The organism is Nocardia rosealba (genome assembly GCF_020216065.1).
Taxonomy (GTDB): Bacteria; Actinomycetota; Actinomycetes; order Mycobacteriales; family Mycobacteriaceae; genus Nocardia; species Nocardia rosealba.
The window spans coordinates 1-17,020 of the sequence record NZ_JAIWNA010000013.1 but is presented as its reverse complement, the minus strand read 5'-3'; the positions used below and the strand labels follow the sequence as shown (position 1 = coordinate 17,020).

Sequence of the window (17,020 nt, the reverse complement as noted above, 5' to 3'; positions counted from 1 at the left end):
GCACAGGTGGTACGGGCATGAAGTGGTCCTCGATCAGCGGCTCACCGGTCGGGCGCGCAGTGCTCGCACTGGCCGCCGCGATGGTTGTCGCGCTGGTGGTGACAGTCGCGAATTCGCTGCTGGACAAGGTGAATCCGACCGCGCCCGGCCCCGGTTCGGCGGGCGCGGCCACGGTGTCGGGCAAGGAGATCGGTGATCTGGTCGCCACCCTCGTCGTCGCCAAGGAAGGCGCGATGACGGGCTACACCCGCGAGAAGTTCCCGCACTGGGACACCAACAAGCCCGAACACGGCTTCACCGGCGACCTCGCCAAGTACACCAAGTGCACCAGCCGCGACGTGATGATGCTGCGCGACGCCACCGGCAAGGTCACCCTCGACCCCAAAACCTGTGAACTGACGGTGCCGTCGGGTGCCGGCTGGCAGGACCGCTACGGCTTCATCGACAAGAAGACCGATCAGCTCGGGCCCTACAAGTTCATCACCGACCCGTCGAAGGTCGACGCCGAACACATCGTCGCCCTCGCCGAAGCCTGGCGCTCCGGTGCCGCCGACCGCGACGAGGACACCCGCCGCCGCATCGCCAACGACGCGATGAACCTGGTCGCCGCCGACCCGTCGGCCAACCGGTCCAAGGGCGACCAGGACCCCGCGAACTACTTGCCGCCGGGCAACTTCCGGTGTGCCTATATCGAGCACTACGTGAAGGTCAAGATAAAGTACGCACTGACCGTTGATACCGCCGAGCACACCGCGTTGCGCACCGCAGTCGACGACTGCCTCCGCCGAGGAGAGTTCAAATAAGCGAGCCCATCGAGATCACCGCCGAATGCGCCGTCATGACCGAAGAGGAAGGGACGGTGTCGGGCGAGCTCGACGTGATGCTCGACGACGCGGGTAAAGGCCTGGTCCGCTACCGCGGCACCGACACCTGGTACACCATCGGCAATATCGAGGCCGAACCGCCGCGCACCTGGGAGTGCGTCACCGATCTCGTGAAAGCGATCAAGAAGGTGGCGGGCACCCGCGACGTGGCCGGGAACGCGGTGGTCTTCGAGGCCTGAGCGTCCGGCTGGCAATCTGGTAGTCATGCCCATCGACTACCACTCCCCCCGGGTCGCCTGGTCCGGGCTCGGCCACCGGATACCGCTCGCGGCCGCGCTCATCGCCACCGCCCTCGCCCTGTTCGGACTGCTCACCTGGGTGGTCGTCGGCAATATGGACGGCACACCGTGGGATGTGCGGGTGCTCGACTGGATGATCGCGCATCGCAGCGAACCGCTGACCACGGTGGCGCGGGTGATCACCGACCTCGGCGGCACCGTGGCGATGACGATTCTGGCGCTCGTCACGGTGATCTGGTTACTCGCCCGGCGCGATCTACCGGTGGCCGCGCTGGTCGGTGTCACCTCGCTCGGTGCGGGCGCGCTGGTGTGGGGCATCAAGCGGATCGTCGACCGGCATCGTCCGCCGATGGACTCACGGCTGGTCACCGAGCTGAGCCTGTCGTATCCGTCGGGACATTCGCTCGGGTCGGCGGCGGTGGTCGGGGTGGTGGCGATCGCGCTCGTTCCGCGCCTGCGCCGGGTCCGGGTGCGCCGCACCGCCGTCGGCGTGGCGGTGGTGTTCCCGATCGCGGTCGGGCTGTCGCGGGTGTATCTCGGGGTGCACTGGATCACCGATGTGCTTGCGGGCTGGATCGTCGGTCTGCTCTGGCTGACGCTGAGCGTCACCCTGTTCACCCGCTTGCACGCGCGCGGCGCGACCCGCCCCTAGCCGGCGCGTGCCGCACATCTGGCAAGGAGTTCGCTGATGACGGTGGAACCCAGCGTCGCGTTGATCGTGCTGTGCGTGGCCATGGTGGTCGCGGCGGCACTGGTGTACCGGTTCACCGGGATCGGGTCGCCGTTCGTGGTGCCGAAGGCCGCGTTCCGCGCGGTGCTGCAACTGGGTCTGATCGCGTTGATTCTCGCGGCCGCGCTTCGGCATCTGTGGTCGGCCGCGCTCGTGCTGCTTGTCATGTTCGGTGCGGCCGTGTTCACCGCCGTCCGGCGGGCGCAGGCGGGCCGCTCCGGGATCTGGCTCGGCTTCGCCGTCGCGACCGGGATCGCGGCGGTGATGCCGGCGACCCTGCTCAGCGGCGCGGTGCCGATCCACGGTGTCACGCTGGTGTCGATCGGCGGCATCCTGCTGGGCGGAACCATGACCTCCACCTCGCTGGCGGCCCGGCGCGGGCTCGATGCCATCGGCCAGCGCTGGGGTGAGGTGGAGGCGGCCCTGAGTCTGGGATTCACCGATCGTCCGGCCCGCAAGATGGTGCTCACGGGCGCGGCGACCGACGCGCTCATCCCCGGTGTCGACCAAGCCCGAACGGTCGGGCTGGTCACCCTGCCCGGCGCGTTCATCGGTGTGTTGCTCACCAGCGGGTCCGCCGCGCAGGCCGGTGCGGTGCAGGTGCTCGTGCTGATCGGGTTGATGCTGTCGGAGGCGTGCGCGGTGGCGGTGGCGCTCGAATTGGTCGCGCGCGCCCTGGTCCGGCGCCCGCGCCCCTGATACGGCAGCTACCGTGATCCCTCGATGAACTGGTGGTCGGTCACGATGCGGCCGTCGGAGTCGAGGGCGAGCAGGTCGAAGCCGCCGCCCTGGGCGGTGCCGTCGTCGCGGCGGTTCATCGTCCACGCCACACCGACGGTGCCCGCGGGCAGTTCCACGGCGGGCCCGGCCGCCGCGAAGACGGATTCGCCGTCGGCCAGGAACATTTCGTAGGCGCGGCTGACCCGGCGGTCGAGTGCGTCGTAGCCGTGCACCGCGAGCGGCGGGGCCGGGATCGCGAGATCGGCTGCGGCCGTTCGCGCCTCGGCGGGTGGGTCGACCAGGTACTGCGCACCGTCGACCGCGAACAGCTCCTCGATCATCTTGCGGCGGGTGGTGGGATCGGCTTCGTTCCAGAGGGCCACGTAGCGGGTGGCGATGTCGTTGTTGCTCATGGCGACAACTCTGTCGAGCCAGGCGGCGCGGCGCGATTCCCTGCGGGGAATGAACGACTGGCGCATCGGGGGTCGGAGTTCATTCCCTCCCGGGAATGGCGCGGGAGACCCACGCACGGTTGACTCGCACCATGACGATCGCGCAGACCAGCACCGCCTTCGGTCCGCAACTGCGGCACTGGCGCGCCCTGCGCCGGGTCAGCCAGCTCGACCTGGCGATTCGTGCCGAGACGAGTCAGCGCTATCTGAGCTTCCTCGAACAGGGCAGGTCCCAGCCGGGTCGCACGATGGTGGTGCGGCTGGCCGAATCACTCGAACTGACCCTGCGCGACCGCAACAACCTGCTCCTGGCCGCCGGTTTCGCACCGGTATTTCCCGAAAGCGATCTGGCGGCACCGGAGTTGGCGCCGGTGCGCGAAGCGCTCACCGCTGTTCTCGACGGACACCTGCCGTATCCGGCGCTGGTCGCCCGCCCGCGCGGCGAACTGGTCACGGCCAATGCCGCGTTCGACCTGTTCACCGAGGGCGTGGCCGACCATCTGCTGCGGGCGCCGATGAACGTACTGCGGCTGGCGCTGCACCCCGACGGTGTGGCGCCACGGGTGCGCAACCTGCCCGAATGGGGCAGGCACATCATCGACTCACTGCGCAGCCGGGCCGCCCACACCCCCGACCCCGCCGTCGACGCGCTCATCGAGGAACTGTCGGGGTATCTGCCGAGCGCCGCTGTGGGGCCCGATCACGTCGGCTTCGCCGTCCCGCTGCATCTGCGCACCGACGACGGCGACCTCCGCCTGATCACCACTCTCACCTCGTTCGCCACCGCGACCGATGTCACCCTCGCCGAGCTCCATCTCGAGGCGTTCCTGCCCGCAGACGAGGAGTCCACCCGCGTCCTGCGTCTGCGAGCATCGCGGCGCTGAAGCCGAGCGCCGCGTACGGATCAGGTTGCTGTCGAGGCGATTTCGCGCTGGACCGGCTCGTCCCAATCGATGCGGTAGCGACGTTCGGCGCCCATCGTCTTCTCCGGATTCATCACCGTTCGCACCATGAGCGGCATGACCGCGTTCATCACCTTGCGGGCGATCGGGCCCGGCGTCTTGCTGCGATTGACCTTCGCGGCACGGGCTGTGATGCCTTCCACCCGCGCCCGCCGCAACCGTTCGTAGGCGGCGAAAGCCGCTGTGGGCGAATCGATATCGCGGAGACAGCGGGCCAGTTGCACGGCACTCTCGATGGCCAGCGACGCACCCTGGCCGGAACTGTTCGACGGAGCGTGCACCGAATCGCCCACCAGGACCAGCCGATCGCGATACCAGCGCGGCACCGGCGGCATGATGTGCAGCGCTCCGGTGATCTCGAGGGTGTCGGCCGTTGTGCGACGGGCGAATTCGCCGCCAGGAGTGTCTGGGGCGTAGGTGTCGCGCAGGATCCGCAGCCAGTACTCGGGTGATTTCGCCCTGGCCGCGGTGAACGAAAGGTACTGCTTACTCGGCAGATTCGCGCCCCACGCGATCCGACCGTCGGCCCCTTTCCAGTACAGGTAGTAGGCCTTGGCGCCGAAGGCGAACACCATGGTGTCGTCGGGGACATCGATGTCGAAGTCGACCTGCGCCCCGAACCCGAGCATGCCGGTATAGCGGGGACCGGGTGCGGACGGATCGATCAGACCCCGGACGGTGGAACGGATGCCGTCGGCGCCGACGAGGATGTCGGCGGTGGCACTCGACCCGTCCGCGAAGTGCGCGGTGACGCCGTCGCCGTGCTCGTCGACACCGATCAGGCGCTTGTCGTAGGTGAACGGCACCCCGGCGGCGACGGCATGGTCGTGCAGTGCGCGGTGCAGCTCGCCGCGGTCGACGAGTTGCAGCGGTGGTTGATCCGACAGCGTGGGGACCTCGTGCATGCGGCCACCGACGCGCAGGCGCATCCCGGATACGGGTGAGGCGATCCGGCGCACCGGGTCACCGGCGCCGAGGATGTCGAGCGCGGCGATGCCGTTGGGTGCCAGCGCCAGCCCGGAACCGATGCCATCGGACGGACCCGAATAGGCCTCGTAGACGTGGGCGTCGATGCCCGCTGTGCGCAGGGCGGTCGCGGCGACGGGTCCGGCGATGCCGCCGCCGATGATCAGGGCGGAATGAATGGACATGGGTGATCTCCAGATCGGGATTTCCGACGTCACCCAGCTATCCTGTGGTTGCCAGCCTCGAGGCCGGGTGCGCCTGGTTTCGGGACGGTTCTCCGGGCTCGGTGGGGTGTTGCCGCACGCCACCGAGCTCGGGGTCTTCGCATGGTCGGTTAGTCCGCGCTCCTCTCCGCGGGTGTTCTTTCGGCAGGCATGCCGTCTGCATGCCACTGACGCCATTGGTCGAGCGCGTCGAACGAGCCCGCCACCAGTTCCTCGCGCAGCGCGCGTGCCCAGCGCGCCTCGGCTTCCAGCATCGCCAGGCCGTATTCGGTCTCGACGAGGAACAGGCGTGGCAGGGTGAGCGCACCGAGTTCGGTCTTGATCCGGGCGATGGTTTCCTCGAGCCTGGCGACGCGGGTACCGAGCAGGTCGATCACCTCGTCGGGCGGCAGGATCGCCAGGATCGACAGACCGGCGGTGAACCGGTGATGTTCGGGTTCGGGTTCGGCGAGGAGTTCGCGCGTCCAGTCGGCCATTTCGGCGCGGCCTGCGTCGGTGATCCGGTAGATCACCCGCTCGGGCCGCGCACCCTCCTTCTCGCTGCCGACGACCTCGAGGAAACCGGCCTTGGCCATGTTCTGCACGACCGTGTACAGCGAACCCCACTTGATGTCCATGTCACGGTCTTTGCCCTGCGCGCGCAGGGTCGCGGCGATCTCATAGCGGTGCATCGGGCGCTGCACGATGACCGACAGCACGGCCAGGGCCAGCAGATTGTTCACCTTGCGCTTCGTCGCCACGCCCGCCTCCTTACTCGTCTACGAATATACGTCTACGAGTAATCGGTGACAAGGAGCGGTCAACCGGTATAGACCTTGGCTCCCCGATCGTGGTCGGCGCCTTCGTCGAGGAGTTTCGCGGCGATCTTCGACAGCGCCTCGTCGAGCAGGGCCCTATCGGTGGGGTCCTCGCAGTTCCAGTCGTCGAGGCGGTCACCGAGCCAGCGCCGCCAGCCTGCCCGCAAGGTGTCGACCTCGCCGCGGCCCGAGTCGGTGAGGGTGAGCGTCCCCGCCTCGGTGTGCAGCAGTCCCTCGTCGGCCGCCTGCCGGAAGACCGGGGCGAGCACCTCGACCGGGAGCCGGTGCCGGTAGGCGATGCCGTACACAGTGGCGGGCATGTCCTGTTTGCCGTACAGGTACACCTGCCCCAGCGCCCACGCGGTATCCGGACTCAACCTGCTGCCCGACGCGGCGATGAGTTCGGGAATGATCGGGCCCTTCGCCCGCGCCTTGCGCACGGTCGCCGCGACCGAGCGTTCCAGCTGCACCACCCGGTCGTGCGAGTCCGGCACCGAGAACCCCTCCCCCATATCACCCGCACCGTGGCGCGCGCTGTCGCGCAGCCGCACCTGCGGCAGGAACCAGGCGACGACGAAACCGAGTAGCGCTACCGGAACCACCCAGGCGAAGACATGGTCGATCGAGCGGGCGTAGGCGTCGACGATCGGTGCGGTCTGCTCGATGGGAAGCTCACGCAGCAGCTTCGGGTTCGCCACCGCCTCCGGCGGGACGCTCGGTGCCTCCCGCATCGCCTCGGCCAGGGCGGTCCTGCTCTCGTTGCTGTAGAGCGTGCCGAACACCGCCGTGCCGAACGCGCTGCCGAGGGTGCGGAAGAAGGTGACACCGGAGGTCGCGGTGCCGAGGTCGGCGTAGGGCACGGTGTTCTGCACGACGATGGTGAGCACCTGCATGCCCAGCCCGAGGCCGGCGCCGAGGATCAGCATGTACAGCGATTCCAGCCACACGCTGGTGTGCCGGTCCATCGTCGACATCAAACCGAGGCCGACGGCGAGCACGGCCATGCCGACGATCGGGAAATACCGGTACCGGCCGGTCTTGCCGACCACCTGACCGGAGAAGATCGAGGTGATGAACAGGCCGACGACCAGCGGCAACGTGCGCACACCCGACACCGTCGCCGACACGCCGTCGACGTATTGCAGGTAGGCGGGCAGGTAGGTCATCGAGCCGAGCATGGCGAAACCGACGATGAAACTGAGCACCGAGGACACCGTGAACACGCGGCTGCGGAACAACCGCATCGGCAGCATCGGCTCCTTCGCCCGGTTCTCCACCCGGACGAACGCGGCGAGCAGCACGACGGCGAGCACGAACAGCCCGATGATCTGCCAGGAACCCCACGGATACTCGTTGCCACCGAATTCCAGCCCGAGGATCAGCGCTGACACACCGACGGCGACCAGGCCGATGCCGAGGTAGTCGATCACCGGCCGGCTGCGGGCGGCGAGTTTCGGCAGCGTCCGCGCCGCCATCACCAGCATCACGACGACCACCGGGACGTTCACATAGAAGCACCACCGCCAGCTCGCGTGGTCGGTGAACAGCCCGCCGAGGGTGGGACCGAGGACGGTGGTGATGCCGAAGACCGCGCCGAGCGCACCCTGATATTTGCCGCGTTCGCGCAGTGGAATGGTGTCGGCGATCAAGGCCATCGACGTGACCATCAGCCCGCCCGCACCGACACCCTGGATGCCGCGCGCGAGGATCAGCATCGCCATGCCGCCCGCCATGCCCGCCAGCGCGGAACCGGCGATGAAGATGATCCCGCTGATCTGGAACAGCAGTTTGCGACCGAACAGGTCACCGAGTTTGCCCGCGAGCACGGTCGCGACGGCCTCGGCGAGCAGGTACGAGGTGACCACCCAGGCCATGTGCCCCGCGCTGCCGAGATCGGCGACGATCGAGGGCAGCGCGGCCGACACGATGGTCTGGTCGAGCGCGGCCATCAGCATGCCGAGCACCACCGTGGCGAATACGAGATTGATCTTGGTCTTGCTCATCGGCGCGACGGGCTCGTCTACAGCAACACCATCCGGCATGGCCCCAGTATGGGCGTTGCCGCGCCCGGCGGGAGCCCAGTGACACGGCAGCAATCGGACCGATATCTCAGCGCACGGCGTACCCGGCCAGCCCCGGTTCGAGCGCGTCGAAGGCGACCTCGGCGTAATCGGTGAGGGCAGCGGCGATCTCGTCGCCCGACTCGCCCGCGAGGGTGCGACGCAGGATCTCCTCGAACAACACGCGGTGCACGCCTGCCAGTTGTGCGGCGGCTACCCGAGGGGTGATGTCGTCGGGCGCGGCGGCGGTCTCCCCGGCGAGTGCGCGGGCCAGCGCCGCCTCCCGCTCGTCGTGGAACTCCCGTAACCGGGCGGTGAGGGCTTGGCTGTCGGTGATCATCTTCGCGAACGGCGCGCCGCTGAAGCCGATCACGGGGTCCTGGGCGGCCACGGCGGCGAGGTAGGCGCCGCGCAGGGCGGCCAGTGCGGACTGGCCGGGGGCGCGCTCACGCACGATCGCGGCGAGCTGTTCTACGTAGGCCGCGCCGAGGTCGAGGGCCAGGTCTTCCTTGCGCGGGAAGTAGTTGGTGACGGTCATCTTCGCTACGTCGGCGGCCGCGGCGATCTCGGCGATCGTCACCTTGTCGAAGCCGCGTTCGAGGAACAACTCGGTGGCCCGGTGCGAGATCTGCTCCCTGGTCTGCTGCTTCTTCCTGGCCCGTAACCCCTGCTGCGTAGTCATGTTCTCAGCGTAACTGAACTCGTCCCAAAATTGTTCTTGACATATTTTTAGGTTGGTCCTAAGTTTGTGTTCGTCGCCGCGAGCGACATTCCTTCGCCGAACGGGAGCACTCCTTGACCGTCACCGCCGATCCCATCCGCGACTACCTCACCGCCATCAGCCGCACGCCCCTGTTGACGGCCGAGCAGGAATACGCCCTCGCCGCACGCATCGCCTCGGGTGTCGAGGCCCGCACGGAGCTCGACGAGAACGCCTCGGCGGGAGTCGAGCTCTCCGCGTCACGACGGAAGGAGTTGCAGCGCAGCGTGATCGATGGTCAGCGCGCGAAAGACCATATGGTTCGGGCGAATCTGCGCCTGGTGGTGTCCATCGCCCGTCGCTTCCCGACCAACACCGGGATGTCGCTGCTCGACTTGTGCCAGGAGGGCACACTCGGGCTGATGCGCGCGGTGGACAAGTTCGACCACCGGCGCGGGCTCAAGTTGTCGACCTACGCCACCTACTGGATCCGCCAGTCCATCGGTCGCGCGCTCACCGACCAGGGGCGGACCATCCGGCTGCCGTCCAATGTGGCCGATGTACTGCACAAAGTCGTGCGGGTGCGTCGCGTGCTGACCCACGAGCTCGGTCGGGCGGTCACCGCCGAGGAGATCGCGGAGCGAGCCGAACTCACCGTCGCCCAGGTGACGGCGGCCCTGCGTCACGAGGCGGAACCGGTGTCGCTGCAGACACCGCTCGGGGAGGACACCGAACTCGGCTCGGTGCTACCCGACACCGCGCCCTCACCCGCCGAGTTGGTGGCCGACCGGATGCTCGGCGGCTACGTGGAGGCGGCGCTGGCCGTGCTCACCGAGCGCGAATCCGATGTCATCCGTTTGCGTTTCGGCCTCGATCGCGGCGAGGCCCGCACGCTGGAGGAAGTGGGTTCGCAGCTGGGGGTTTCCCGGGAGCGCGCCCGGCAGATCGAGGCGAAGGCCATGACCAAGCTGCGCAAGCCGGCGTGCGCCCGTACGCTGGCCGGGTTGCTCGGCTGACCACTACCGATCGATCTTACTCGAGAGTAAGGTCGGGGCATGGCATGGAAACCAGCTGACATCGCGGACCAGACCGGCCGCACCTTCGTGATCACCGGCGCCAACGGCGGCCTCGGTGCCGAGACCACGAAGGTGCTGGCCGCCAAGGGCGCCACCGTGATCATGGCCTGTCGCAACAAGGCGAAGGCCGAACCGATCGCCGCCGCCATTACCGGCGACGTACGGGTGGCCGCCCTCGACCTGGCCGACTTGGCCTCCGTGCGCGAATTCGCCGAGCAGCAGGGCGAATTCGATGTGCTCGTCAACAACGCGGGCCTGATGAACGTGCCGTTCTCGCGGACGGCCGACGGGTTCGAGACCCAGTTCGGGGTGAACCATCTGGGTCACTTCGCCCTCACCGGTCTGCTACTCGACCGCGTCCGTGACCGGGTGGTGACCCTGGCCAGCATCGCCCACAAGCAGACCCCCAAGCTCTGGATCGACGACCTGAACTACGAGAACCGTCGCTACCAGCGCAATCTCGCCTACGCCCAGGCGAAGCTGGCCAACCTCATGTTCGCCCGCGAATTGCAGCGCCGCCTCGGCGAAGCGGGGGCGAAGCAGAAGTCCTACGCGGTACACCCCGGCGTCTCGGCGACCGACCTGTTCGCCCGCACCGAGACCCTGCTGGACCGGGTGAGCAAGCCGGTCATCCGCCTCGTCGGCCACCCGCCCGCCAAGGCCGCCCACTCCACCCTGTTCGCCGCGACCGAACCGGACGCCGATCCCACCGTCTACTGGGGTCCGAACCGGCTCATGCAATCGCAGGGTCCGGTCGAGGCGTGCCCGTCGAGCGCGCTGTCGCGCAATCCCGAACTGCTGCGGCGCCTGTGGGAGGAATCGGAGCGGATGACCGGCATCGCCTACAAGTTCTGAGCGACCTCGAGCACGATCTTGCCGCGCGTGCGCTGGGTGGCGGCGATCTCGTGCGCCTTGCTCGCCGACTCCAGCGGCACCACGGTGTCCACGCGCACACGCAGGGCGCCCTCGCGCGCCAGATCCGCGATCGCGAGCATGCCAGCGCGGTCGGCCTCGACGATCATGAACTGGGCCCGCAGTCCCAGCGGGCGCGCGATGTCGGCGAGCGCCGCCTCGGCGGGTGAGGCGAGGGAGACCACGATGCCGCCGGGCCGGAGGGTGCGCAGGGAGCGCGGGCCGTATTCGCCGCCGATGGTGTCGACCACCACGTCGATGTCGCGAACTACTTCCTCGAAAGCCGTTGTGGTGTAGTCGATCACTTCGTCGGCGCCCAGGCCGCGGACGAATTCGTGGTTGTCGGCGCGCGCCGTACCGACGACATGGGCACCACGCGCTTTGGCGATCTGCACCGCCGCCTGACCGACACCGCCCGCCGCGGCGTGGACCAGCACACGCTGCCCCGGCCGTACGTCGGCGGTGTCGACCAGCGCCTGCCACGCGGTGAGCGCGACCAGCGGCAGACCGCCCGCCTCGAGATGGCTCAGGTTCGCGGGCTTGTGGGCGAGATGGCGAGCAGGCGCGGTGACGTACTCGGCGTAGGTTCCGGCCGGATGCGGGTGCCGTGGCATGCCGAACACCTCGTCACCGGGGACGAATACCGTGACGCCGAGACCCACCGCCTCGACCACACCGGACACGTCCCAGCCGAGGGGGGTGACAGCGCCGTGCAGTCCGCCGGTGCCGCGATGCCACGAGTCGGTGGGGTTCACGCCCGCCGCGTGCACTCTGATCAGCACTTCCGCCGGTCCGGGTGCCGGCCGGTCGCGCTCGATCACCCGCAGCACCTCGGGTCCGCCGAAGGTGTCCTGTCCGATTGCCCGCATGTCGATTCCTTCTGTGCGCGTTGCCGTTTCCGTACAGGAAAGACAATGCCGCGCGCCGGGGACCGCGACGAGTGGCAGGGAAGCCAATATGTGCAAGGATCTTGCCATGCAGCGCGTGGTGGTTCTGGCCCTGGACGGCGTGTATCCCTTTGAACTCGGCATCCCGGCCCGCATCTTCGGGACAGCGGTGGCCGACGACGGCAGCCCGCTCTACGAGATCCGCACCTGCAGCCTCGACGGTGCACCGGTGCGAACCAACGCCGACTACACGATCGCGGTGCCCTGGGACGCGAGCGCGCTCGACGACGCCGACATCGTCGTCATCCCGCCGTTCACCGAATGCGACGACCACGAAACCTATTGCCTGCCACCGAAAGTGGCCGACGCGTTGCGACGGCCGCAGACCCGGGTCGTCAGCTTCTGCACGTCGGCGTTCGTGCTGGCCACCCTCGGACTGCTCGACGGACGCCCCGCGACCACCCACTGGAACCAGGCCGAACGGTTCCGCCGTGAGTTCCCCCGGGTGCGCATGGACGCCGACGTGCTCTTCGTCGACGACGGGCGCATCCTCACCGCCGCGGGCAGCGCGGCCGGCATCGACCTGTGCCTGCACCTGCTGCGCAGCGACCACGGCAGCGCCGTCGCCAACCGGGTGGCGCGGCTGTGCATCGTGCCACCGTGGCGCGAGGGCGGTCAGGCCCAGTTCATCGACCGGCCGATGCCCGAATCGGGGACCGCGAGCACCGCCGATACCCGCGCCTGGGCGCTCACCCACCTCGACCGGCCCCTGTCACTCGCCGAACTCGCCGCCCACGCCCGGATGAGTGTGCGGACCTTCTGCCGCCGCTTCCGCGAGGAAACCGGCCTCCCACCCGGCCAGTGGCTCACCCGCCAGCGCGTCGACCTCGCCCGTCACCTGCTCGAGGCCTCCGACCTGCCCATCGACCGCGTCGCGGCCGAGTCCGGCCTCGGCACCGCCGCCTCGCTGCGCCAGCATCTCGCCACCACCATCGGCGTCTCCCCCACCACCTACCGCCACACCTTCCGCGCCGCAGCCCTGCAATGACTCGCGTTCACCGCTATCCGGCCTCACACGACCCGACCTCGAGGAGGGGCCGCCGCGCAGCGGCGGTTCGCGGCCGTCCCGACGATCAGGTGCCGTGGCGTAGGCGACGAAGGAGCAAGCCACGGCGCTTGATCGTCGGGACTTGCGGGGCCGCGAACTCGAGCGCGCCAGCGCTCCAAAAATACAGCGAAGCTGTGACGTCGGCCTCGACGGGGTTTGTGGCCGCGACCTGCTCCTACGCACCGTGTAGTAGGCAGGTACCGTGGGTGTCGTGTCCGTTCCACCGAACCGCCCGGCGTACAACCGGCCCGCGCTGATCGCGCTGGTCATCGTGGTGGCGCTGGGCTGTCTCGCGCTGGCCTGGTGGCAGTGGGAACGGTTCGACTCGGCGACCGGCACCGGACAGAACCTCGGGTACGCGCTGCAGTGGCCGCTGTTCGCGGTGTTCGCGGTGTTCGCGTACTTCCGATTCGTGCGGCTCGAACGCGAGGCCGGTGAGCCCGCCCCGCCGCGCCGGGACAAGGTCGAGGCGCCGCGCGAGATCCCGGCCGGGATCCTGCCCGAACGGCCCAAGGCCACCGCCGCGGACGATCCCGAGACCGCCGCCTACAACCAGTACCTGGCGAGTTTGCACGCCAGCGATATCGATGCGCAGGCCGCCGGTCTGCACGCCCCTGAGAGGAACGCCGGGTGACCGACAACAACACCACCGCACCGTCGCTGGACAAACCGGCCTCCGGTGCACCGGCGGACAACCCCAAGATCGCCTCGGCCCTGCTGCGCTACCGCGCCCTCGCCTGGTTCACCGGTCTGTGGCTGCTGCTGCTCACCGCCGAGATGATCGCCCAGTACGGCTTCGGCATGGACACCCCGCGCTGGATCGCGCTCGTGCACGGCTGGGTGTACTTCGCCTACCTGCTGGTCACCGCCGACCTCGCGGTGAAGGTCCGCTGGCCCATCGCCCGCACCGTCGGCACCCTCATCGCGGGCACCATCCCCCTGCTCTCCTTCTTCGTCGAGCACCGCAACGCCAAAGACGTCAAAGCCCAGTACAACCTCTGACCCCGGACAAACGATCACCACGCTCCGGTGGCGGCGATTCGCGAGTAGCGTCCGCCACCAGAGCGTGGTGATCTTGTATCAGGCCAGGTCGGCCAGTGCCGGGAGGAGCTGTGCGAGGGCACGGCCGCGGTGGGAGGCGGCGTCCTTTTCGGCGGGGGTGAGTTCGGCGGCGCTGCGGGGACCGCCGTCCGGGTGGAAGAGCGGGTCGTAGCCGAAGCCGCCTTCGCCCTGCGGTTCGCGGGCGATGGTGCCGGGCCATTCGCCGCGGACCACCGTGGTGGTGCCGTCGGGCAGGACTAGGGCGCACGTCGAGACGAAGCGGGCGGTGCGCCGTTCGTCGGGGACGTCGCCGAGCTGACCGAGCAGCAGGGCATTGTTGGCGGCATCGTCACCGTGGCGCCCGGACCAACGGGCCGACAGCACGCCGGGCATCCCGTTGAGGGCATCCACCTCGATACCGGAATCGTCTGCCACACAGGGCATTCCGGTCGCGACTGCACCGTCACGCGCCTTGGCGATCGCGTTTTCCTCGAAGGTGGCGCCGGTTTCGGGGGCCTCCTCGTAGGGCGGCACGTCGTCGAGGCTCACCAGTTCGATCCCGGCGACGCCCGCGTCGTCGAGGATGCGGCGCAATTCCTTCAGCTTCTTGGCATTTCGGCTGGCGACCAGCACGCGCGTGCCCACGGCTACTTCTTCCCCGCCGGTTCGGGCAGCTCGCCCGGGTAGGGCAGGGCGAGGGCGGCCTTCTGGATCGCGAACAGCTCCTCGCAACCGACCAGCGCCGAATCGAGCAGCTTGTCCAGGGTGGAACGGGGGAAGGTGGCGCCTTCGCCGGTGCCCTGGATCTCGACGAGGGTTCCGGTGTCGGTGGCGACCACATTCATGTCGACCTCGGCACGCGAATCCTCTTCGTAGGGCAGGTCCAGCCGCACCCGGCCGTCGACGACGCCAACGCTCACCGCGGCGATCATGCACGAAATCGGTTGCGGGTCGGCCAGTTTGCCCGCCGCGGCCAGGTAGGTGACGGCATCGCTGAGCGCCACGTAGGCGCCGGTGATGGCCGCGGTTCGGGTGCCGCCGTCGGCCTGCAGCACGTCGCAGTCCAGGGCGATGGTGTTCTCGCCGAGTGCGGCCAGGTCGATGCACGCGCGCAGCGAACGCCCGATCAGCCTGCTGATCTCCTGGGTGCGGCCGCCGACCTTGCCCTTCACCGACTCACGCCCGCTGCGGGTGTGGGTGGCGGCGGGCAGCATCGCGTATTCGGCGGTCAGCCAGCCCAGGCCCGAGTCGCGCCGCCACGGCGGCACCCCCTCGGTGACGCTGGCGGTGCACATCACCCTGGTCTGCCCGAATTCCACCAGCACCGACCCGGCCGGGTGCGAGGTGAATCCTCGGGTGATCTTGACCTCGCGGAGTTCGTCATCCGCCCTACCATCGGCTCGTCTCGACACGGTAGGGATTATGCCCGTCGGCGTGTGTCCGTGTTCGCGGCCCCTCATCGAGGTGCCGGGGCCGTGGCGCTACAGGTCGAAGGTCTCGCCCGGTGCGACCGCGTGGACCGGTCCCGCGAATGCCGCTTTGGCCTCGGCGATGACGTCTTCGCGCGAGGTCCACGGCGGGATATGGGTGAGCAGCAGTTCCTTGGCGCCCGAGCGGGTGGCGATCTCGCCCGCCTCGGTTCCCGAAAGGTGAATGCCCGGAGGACGATTCGCGGGATCGTGGGTCCAGGACGCCTCGGCCATCAGCACGTCGGCACCCTGGGCGAGTTCGACCACGGCGTCGCACATGGCGGTGTCACCGGTGTAGACGAACACGCGGCCGCTCGCGGCGGTGATGCGCAGACCGTAGGACTCCGGCGGGTGGTACATGCGGCGCGCTTCGACCGTGTGCCCCGGACCGAACGGCACGGGGACGTTCTCGGCCCACGCCTGGGAGTCGATCACGTCGGACCAGTCGTCGGTTTCGCCACCGATCTCGGCCGAGGCGTTGCCGATGCGTAAGGCCGCGTCGGACGGGCCTCGGACCAGGGCCTTGCCGGTGGGCGGATTGGGGTGGTATCGACGCCACACGAGCAGGGCAGGCAGGTCGAGGCAATGATCCGCGTGCAGATGCGTGAGGAAGATGTCGACATCGCCGGGGTTCAGGTGCTTCTGCAGTGCGCCGAACACGCCCGGGCCGAAGTCGATGACGGTCGGACGCATATCCGGGCCGGTCAACAGGTACCCCGACGCTGGGGAGTCCGGGCCGGACACACTGCCCGAGCACCCGAGGACGGTAAGGCGCATGCCCTCATGCTGCCACGACGGGCTGGTACTCACTGCAGGATCCCCCCATTCTCCAGACCGGATCCCCGGTTACCGCGTTGGTAGTGCGCGGCCGACCGATGCTTCACGGCGGCGTCGACGTTCATCACCAGAGAGTACCCAGCCCGCCAGCACTCCACCCACCGCCCCGAAAAGATGCCCCTGCCAAGAAATTCGGGGGTCCGTGGGCAGCACACCCCACAGCATCGACCCGTAGATCAGGAAGATCACCAGTCCCACCACGATCTGCCCGACATTGCGCGCGAACCATCCACGGCAGATCAGATAGGTGAGCCACCCGAACACGATCGAGGACGCGCCGATGTGCACGCTGCCGGTCTGCCCCGTCAGCCAGGTCCCCACCCCCGCGATCACCCAGATGATCGCCGTAGCGGCGATACCGCGCCCGATCCCCGAGAGCAGCACGATGAACCCGAGCACGAGCAGCGGCAGGCTGTTGGCCAGCAGGTGGTCCCACCCGCCGTGCAGCAGCGGCGCCCACAGGATCCCGTCGAGGCCGCTCACCTGGCGTGGTTCGATCCCCGCGCCGTCGAGTTCGTTCGCCGCCCCGGGCGGGCGATCGTAGGAGAGCACCATGTCGACGCCCTCGATGAGGAACAGCGCCACCACGAACCCGATGATCCCCACCGCGGCCGACACCACCGACCCGCCCCGGCGCCCGGACGAACCGCCACTGCTCAGTCCACGAACGCGCTCCGGATCGAACGAGGCCCCAACCCCACCGCTCACTGTCATCGCCTCCACTCGGCCGGGCCGACACCGCCCTCTCCCGAGGGTACCGCCCAGAACACGTGAAAACCGGCCATCAATGCCCAACCACAACGCGCCCCCGAGTCGGCCATGACCGCATTCCCAACCCCGCACGACCCGACCTCGAGGAGGGTCCGCCGCGAAGCGGCGCAGCGGCCCGGCCGCGCGAACAGCGCTCGAAGCGCATGCGCGAAGCGCGAGTCTCGAGCGCTGTTCGCGCGGCCCCT

The 17,020-nt window shown here is 68.8% G+C and carries 20 protein-coding genes; 10 read left to right on the top strand and 10 right to left on the bottom strand.

Annotated elements, in window-relative coordinates; genetic code table 11:
* Positions 1-17 precede the first annotated feature (17 nt).
* The 4 genes from LDL21_RS29335 to LDL21_RS29320 are packed head-to-tail and all read left to right on the top strand — an operon-like array spanning position 18 to position 2,552.
* Entirely contained in the window at positions 18-803 is a 786-nt protein-coding gene (locus LDL21_RS29335) for an HNH endonuclease family protein (protein WP_225282626.1), read from the top strand.
* A gap of 35 nt (positions 804-838) precedes the next feature.
* The gene (locus LDL21_RS29330) at positions 839-1,063 is read left to right on the top strand and encodes a hypothetical protein (RefSeq protein ID WP_225282625.1); all 225 of its coding nucleotides are present in this window, start codon (positions 839-841) and stop codon (positions 1,061-1,063) included.
* 25 nt (positions 1,064-1,088) lie between these two features.
* The gene (locus tag LDL21_RS29325) at positions 1,089-1,775 is read left to right on the top strand and encodes a phosphatase PAP2 family protein (RefSeq protein WP_225282624.1); all 687 of its coding nucleotides are present in this window, start codon (positions 1,089-1,091) and stop codon (positions 1,773-1,775) included.
* A gap of 36 nt (positions 1,776-1,811) precedes the next feature.
* The gene (locus LDL21_RS29320) at positions 1,812-2,552 is read left to right on the top strand and encodes an ABC transporter permease (protein WP_225282623.1); all 741 of its coding nucleotides are present in this window, start codon (positions 1,812-1,814) and stop codon (positions 2,550-2,552) included.
* 8 nt (positions 2,553-2,560) lie between these two features.
* Here the strand turns inward: LDL21_RS29320 and LDL21_RS29315 are convergent, their stop codons facing one another.
* The gene (locus LDL21_RS29315) at positions 2,561-2,986 is read right to left on the bottom strand and encodes a hypothetical protein (protein ID WP_225282622.1); all 426 of its coding nucleotides are present in this window, start codon (positions 2,984-2,986) and stop codon (positions 2,561-2,563) included.
* A gap of 131 nt (positions 2,987-3,117) precedes the next feature.
* Between LDL21_RS29315 and LDL21_RS29310 the strand changes: the two genes are divergently transcribed.
* Entirely contained in the window at positions 3,118-3,909 is a 792-nt protein-coding gene (locus LDL21_RS29310) for a helix-turn-helix domain-containing protein (RefSeq protein ID WP_225282621.1), read from the top strand.
* 20 nt (positions 3,910-3,929) lie between these two features.
* Here LDL21_RS29310 and LDL21_RS29305 read toward each other — a convergent pair whose 3' ends face one another.
* From LDL21_RS29305 to LDL21_RS29290, 4 genes are all read right to left on the bottom strand, one after another.
* Positions 3,930-5,138, bottom strand: coding sequence for an FAD-dependent oxidoreductase (locus LDL21_RS29305; RefSeq protein WP_225282620.1), 1,209 nt, complete (start codon positions 5,136-5,138; stop codon positions 3,930-3,932).
* A gap of 149 nt (positions 5,139-5,287) precedes the next feature.
* Positions 5,288-5,917: a PadR family transcriptional regulator gene (locus tag LDL21_RS29300; protein WP_225282619.1), complete on the bottom strand. Its 630-nt coding sequence runs from the start codon at positions 5,915-5,917 to the stop codon at positions 5,288-5,290.
* A gap of 59 nt (positions 5,918-5,976) precedes the next feature.
* Positions 5,977-8,016, bottom strand: a complete 2,040-nt coding sequence (locus LDL21_RS29295; RefSeq protein ID WP_225282618.1) for an MDR family MFS transporter — start codon at positions 8,014-8,016, stop codon at positions 5,977-5,979.
* Between the two features lie 67 nt (positions 8,017-8,083).
* Entirely contained in the window at positions 8,084-8,716 is a 633-nt protein-coding gene (locus LDL21_RS29290; RefSeq protein ID WP_225282617.1) for a TetR/AcrR family transcriptional regulator, read from the bottom strand.
* A 113-nt stretch (positions 8,717-8,829) separates the two neighbouring features.
* On the opposite strand from LDL21_RS29290, the gene LDL21_RS29285 reads away from it, so the two are divergent.
* Both LDL21_RS29285 and LDL21_RS29280 read left to right on the top strand, forming a co-directional pair.
* Entirely contained in the window at positions 8,830-9,750 is a 921-nt protein-coding gene (locus tag LDL21_RS29285; protein ID WP_225282616.1) for a sigma-70 family RNA polymerase sigma factor, read from the top strand.
* 39 nt (positions 9,751-9,789) lie between these two features.
* Positions 9,790-10,665 carry an oxidoreductase gene (locus LDL21_RS29280; RefSeq protein WP_225282615.1) on the top strand — a complete coding sequence of 292 codons (876 nt, stop codon included), beginning with the start codon at positions 9,790-9,792 and terminating at the stop codon, positions 10,663-10,665.
* Here LDL21_RS29280 and LDL21_RS29275 read toward each other — a convergent pair.
* Positions 10,653-11,591 (bottom strand): NADP-dependent oxidoreductase, encoded by a 939-nt coding sequence (locus LDL21_RS29275; protein WP_225282614.1) that lies wholly within the window; start codon positions 11,589-11,591, stop codon positions 10,653-10,655. The two genes, LDL21_RS29280 and LDL21_RS29275, sit on opposite strands and share 13 nt — an antisense overlap.
* Positions 11,592-11,679: 88 nt before the next feature.
* Between LDL21_RS29275 and LDL21_RS29270 the strand changes: the two genes are divergently transcribed.
* The 3 genes from LDL21_RS29270 (at position 11,680) to LDL21_RS29260 (ending at position 13,719) form a co-directional block, all read left to right on the top strand.
* The gene (locus LDL21_RS29270) at positions 11,680-12,657 is read left to right on the top strand and encodes a GlxA family transcriptional regulator (protein ID WP_225282613.1); all 978 of its coding nucleotides are present in this window, start codon (positions 11,680-11,682) and stop codon (positions 12,655-12,657) included.
* Between the two features lie 271 nt (positions 12,658-12,928).
* Positions 12,929-13,351 (top strand): transcriptional regulator, encoded by a 423-nt coding sequence (locus LDL21_RS29265; protein ID WP_225282612.1) that lies wholly within the window; start codon positions 12,929-12,931, stop codon positions 13,349-13,351.
* Entirely contained in the window at positions 13,348-13,719 is a 372-nt protein-coding gene (locus LDL21_RS29260) for a DUF3817 domain-containing protein (protein WP_372462236.1), read from the top strand. The genes LDL21_RS29265 and LDL21_RS29260 overlap by 4 nt, the downstream gene beginning before the upstream one ends.
* Positions 13,720-13,797: 78 nt before the next feature.
* On the opposite strand, the gene rdgB is transcribed toward LDL21_RS29260, so the two are convergent.
* From rdgB to LDL21_RS29240, 4 genes are all read right to left on the bottom strand, one after another.
* Complete coding sequence (gene rdgB, locus LDL21_RS29255; protein ID WP_225282611.1) at positions 13,798-14,403, bottom strand: RdgB/HAM1 family non-canonical purine NTP pyrophosphatase; 606 nt, start codon at positions 14,401-14,403, stop codon at positions 13,798-13,800.
* 2 nt (positions 14,404-14,405) lie between these two features.
* Positions 14,406-15,170, bottom strand: coding sequence for a ribonuclease PH (rph, locus tag LDL21_RS29250; RefSeq protein ID WP_067498292.1), 765 nt, complete (start codon positions 15,168-15,170; stop codon positions 14,406-14,408).
* 69 nt (positions 15,171-15,239) lie between these two features.
* A complete protein-coding gene (locus LDL21_RS29245; RefSeq protein ID WP_225282610.1) occupies positions 15,240-16,004 on the bottom strand; it encodes a cyclic nucleotide-degrading phosphodiesterase in 765 nt (254 codons plus the stop codon).
* A 69-nt stretch (positions 16,005-16,073) separates the two neighbouring features.
* Entirely contained in the window at positions 16,074-16,778 is a 705-nt protein-coding gene (locus LDL21_RS29240; protein WP_225282609.1) for a rhomboid family intramembrane serine protease, read from the bottom strand.
* Positions 16,779-17,020 lie beyond the last annotated feature (242 nt).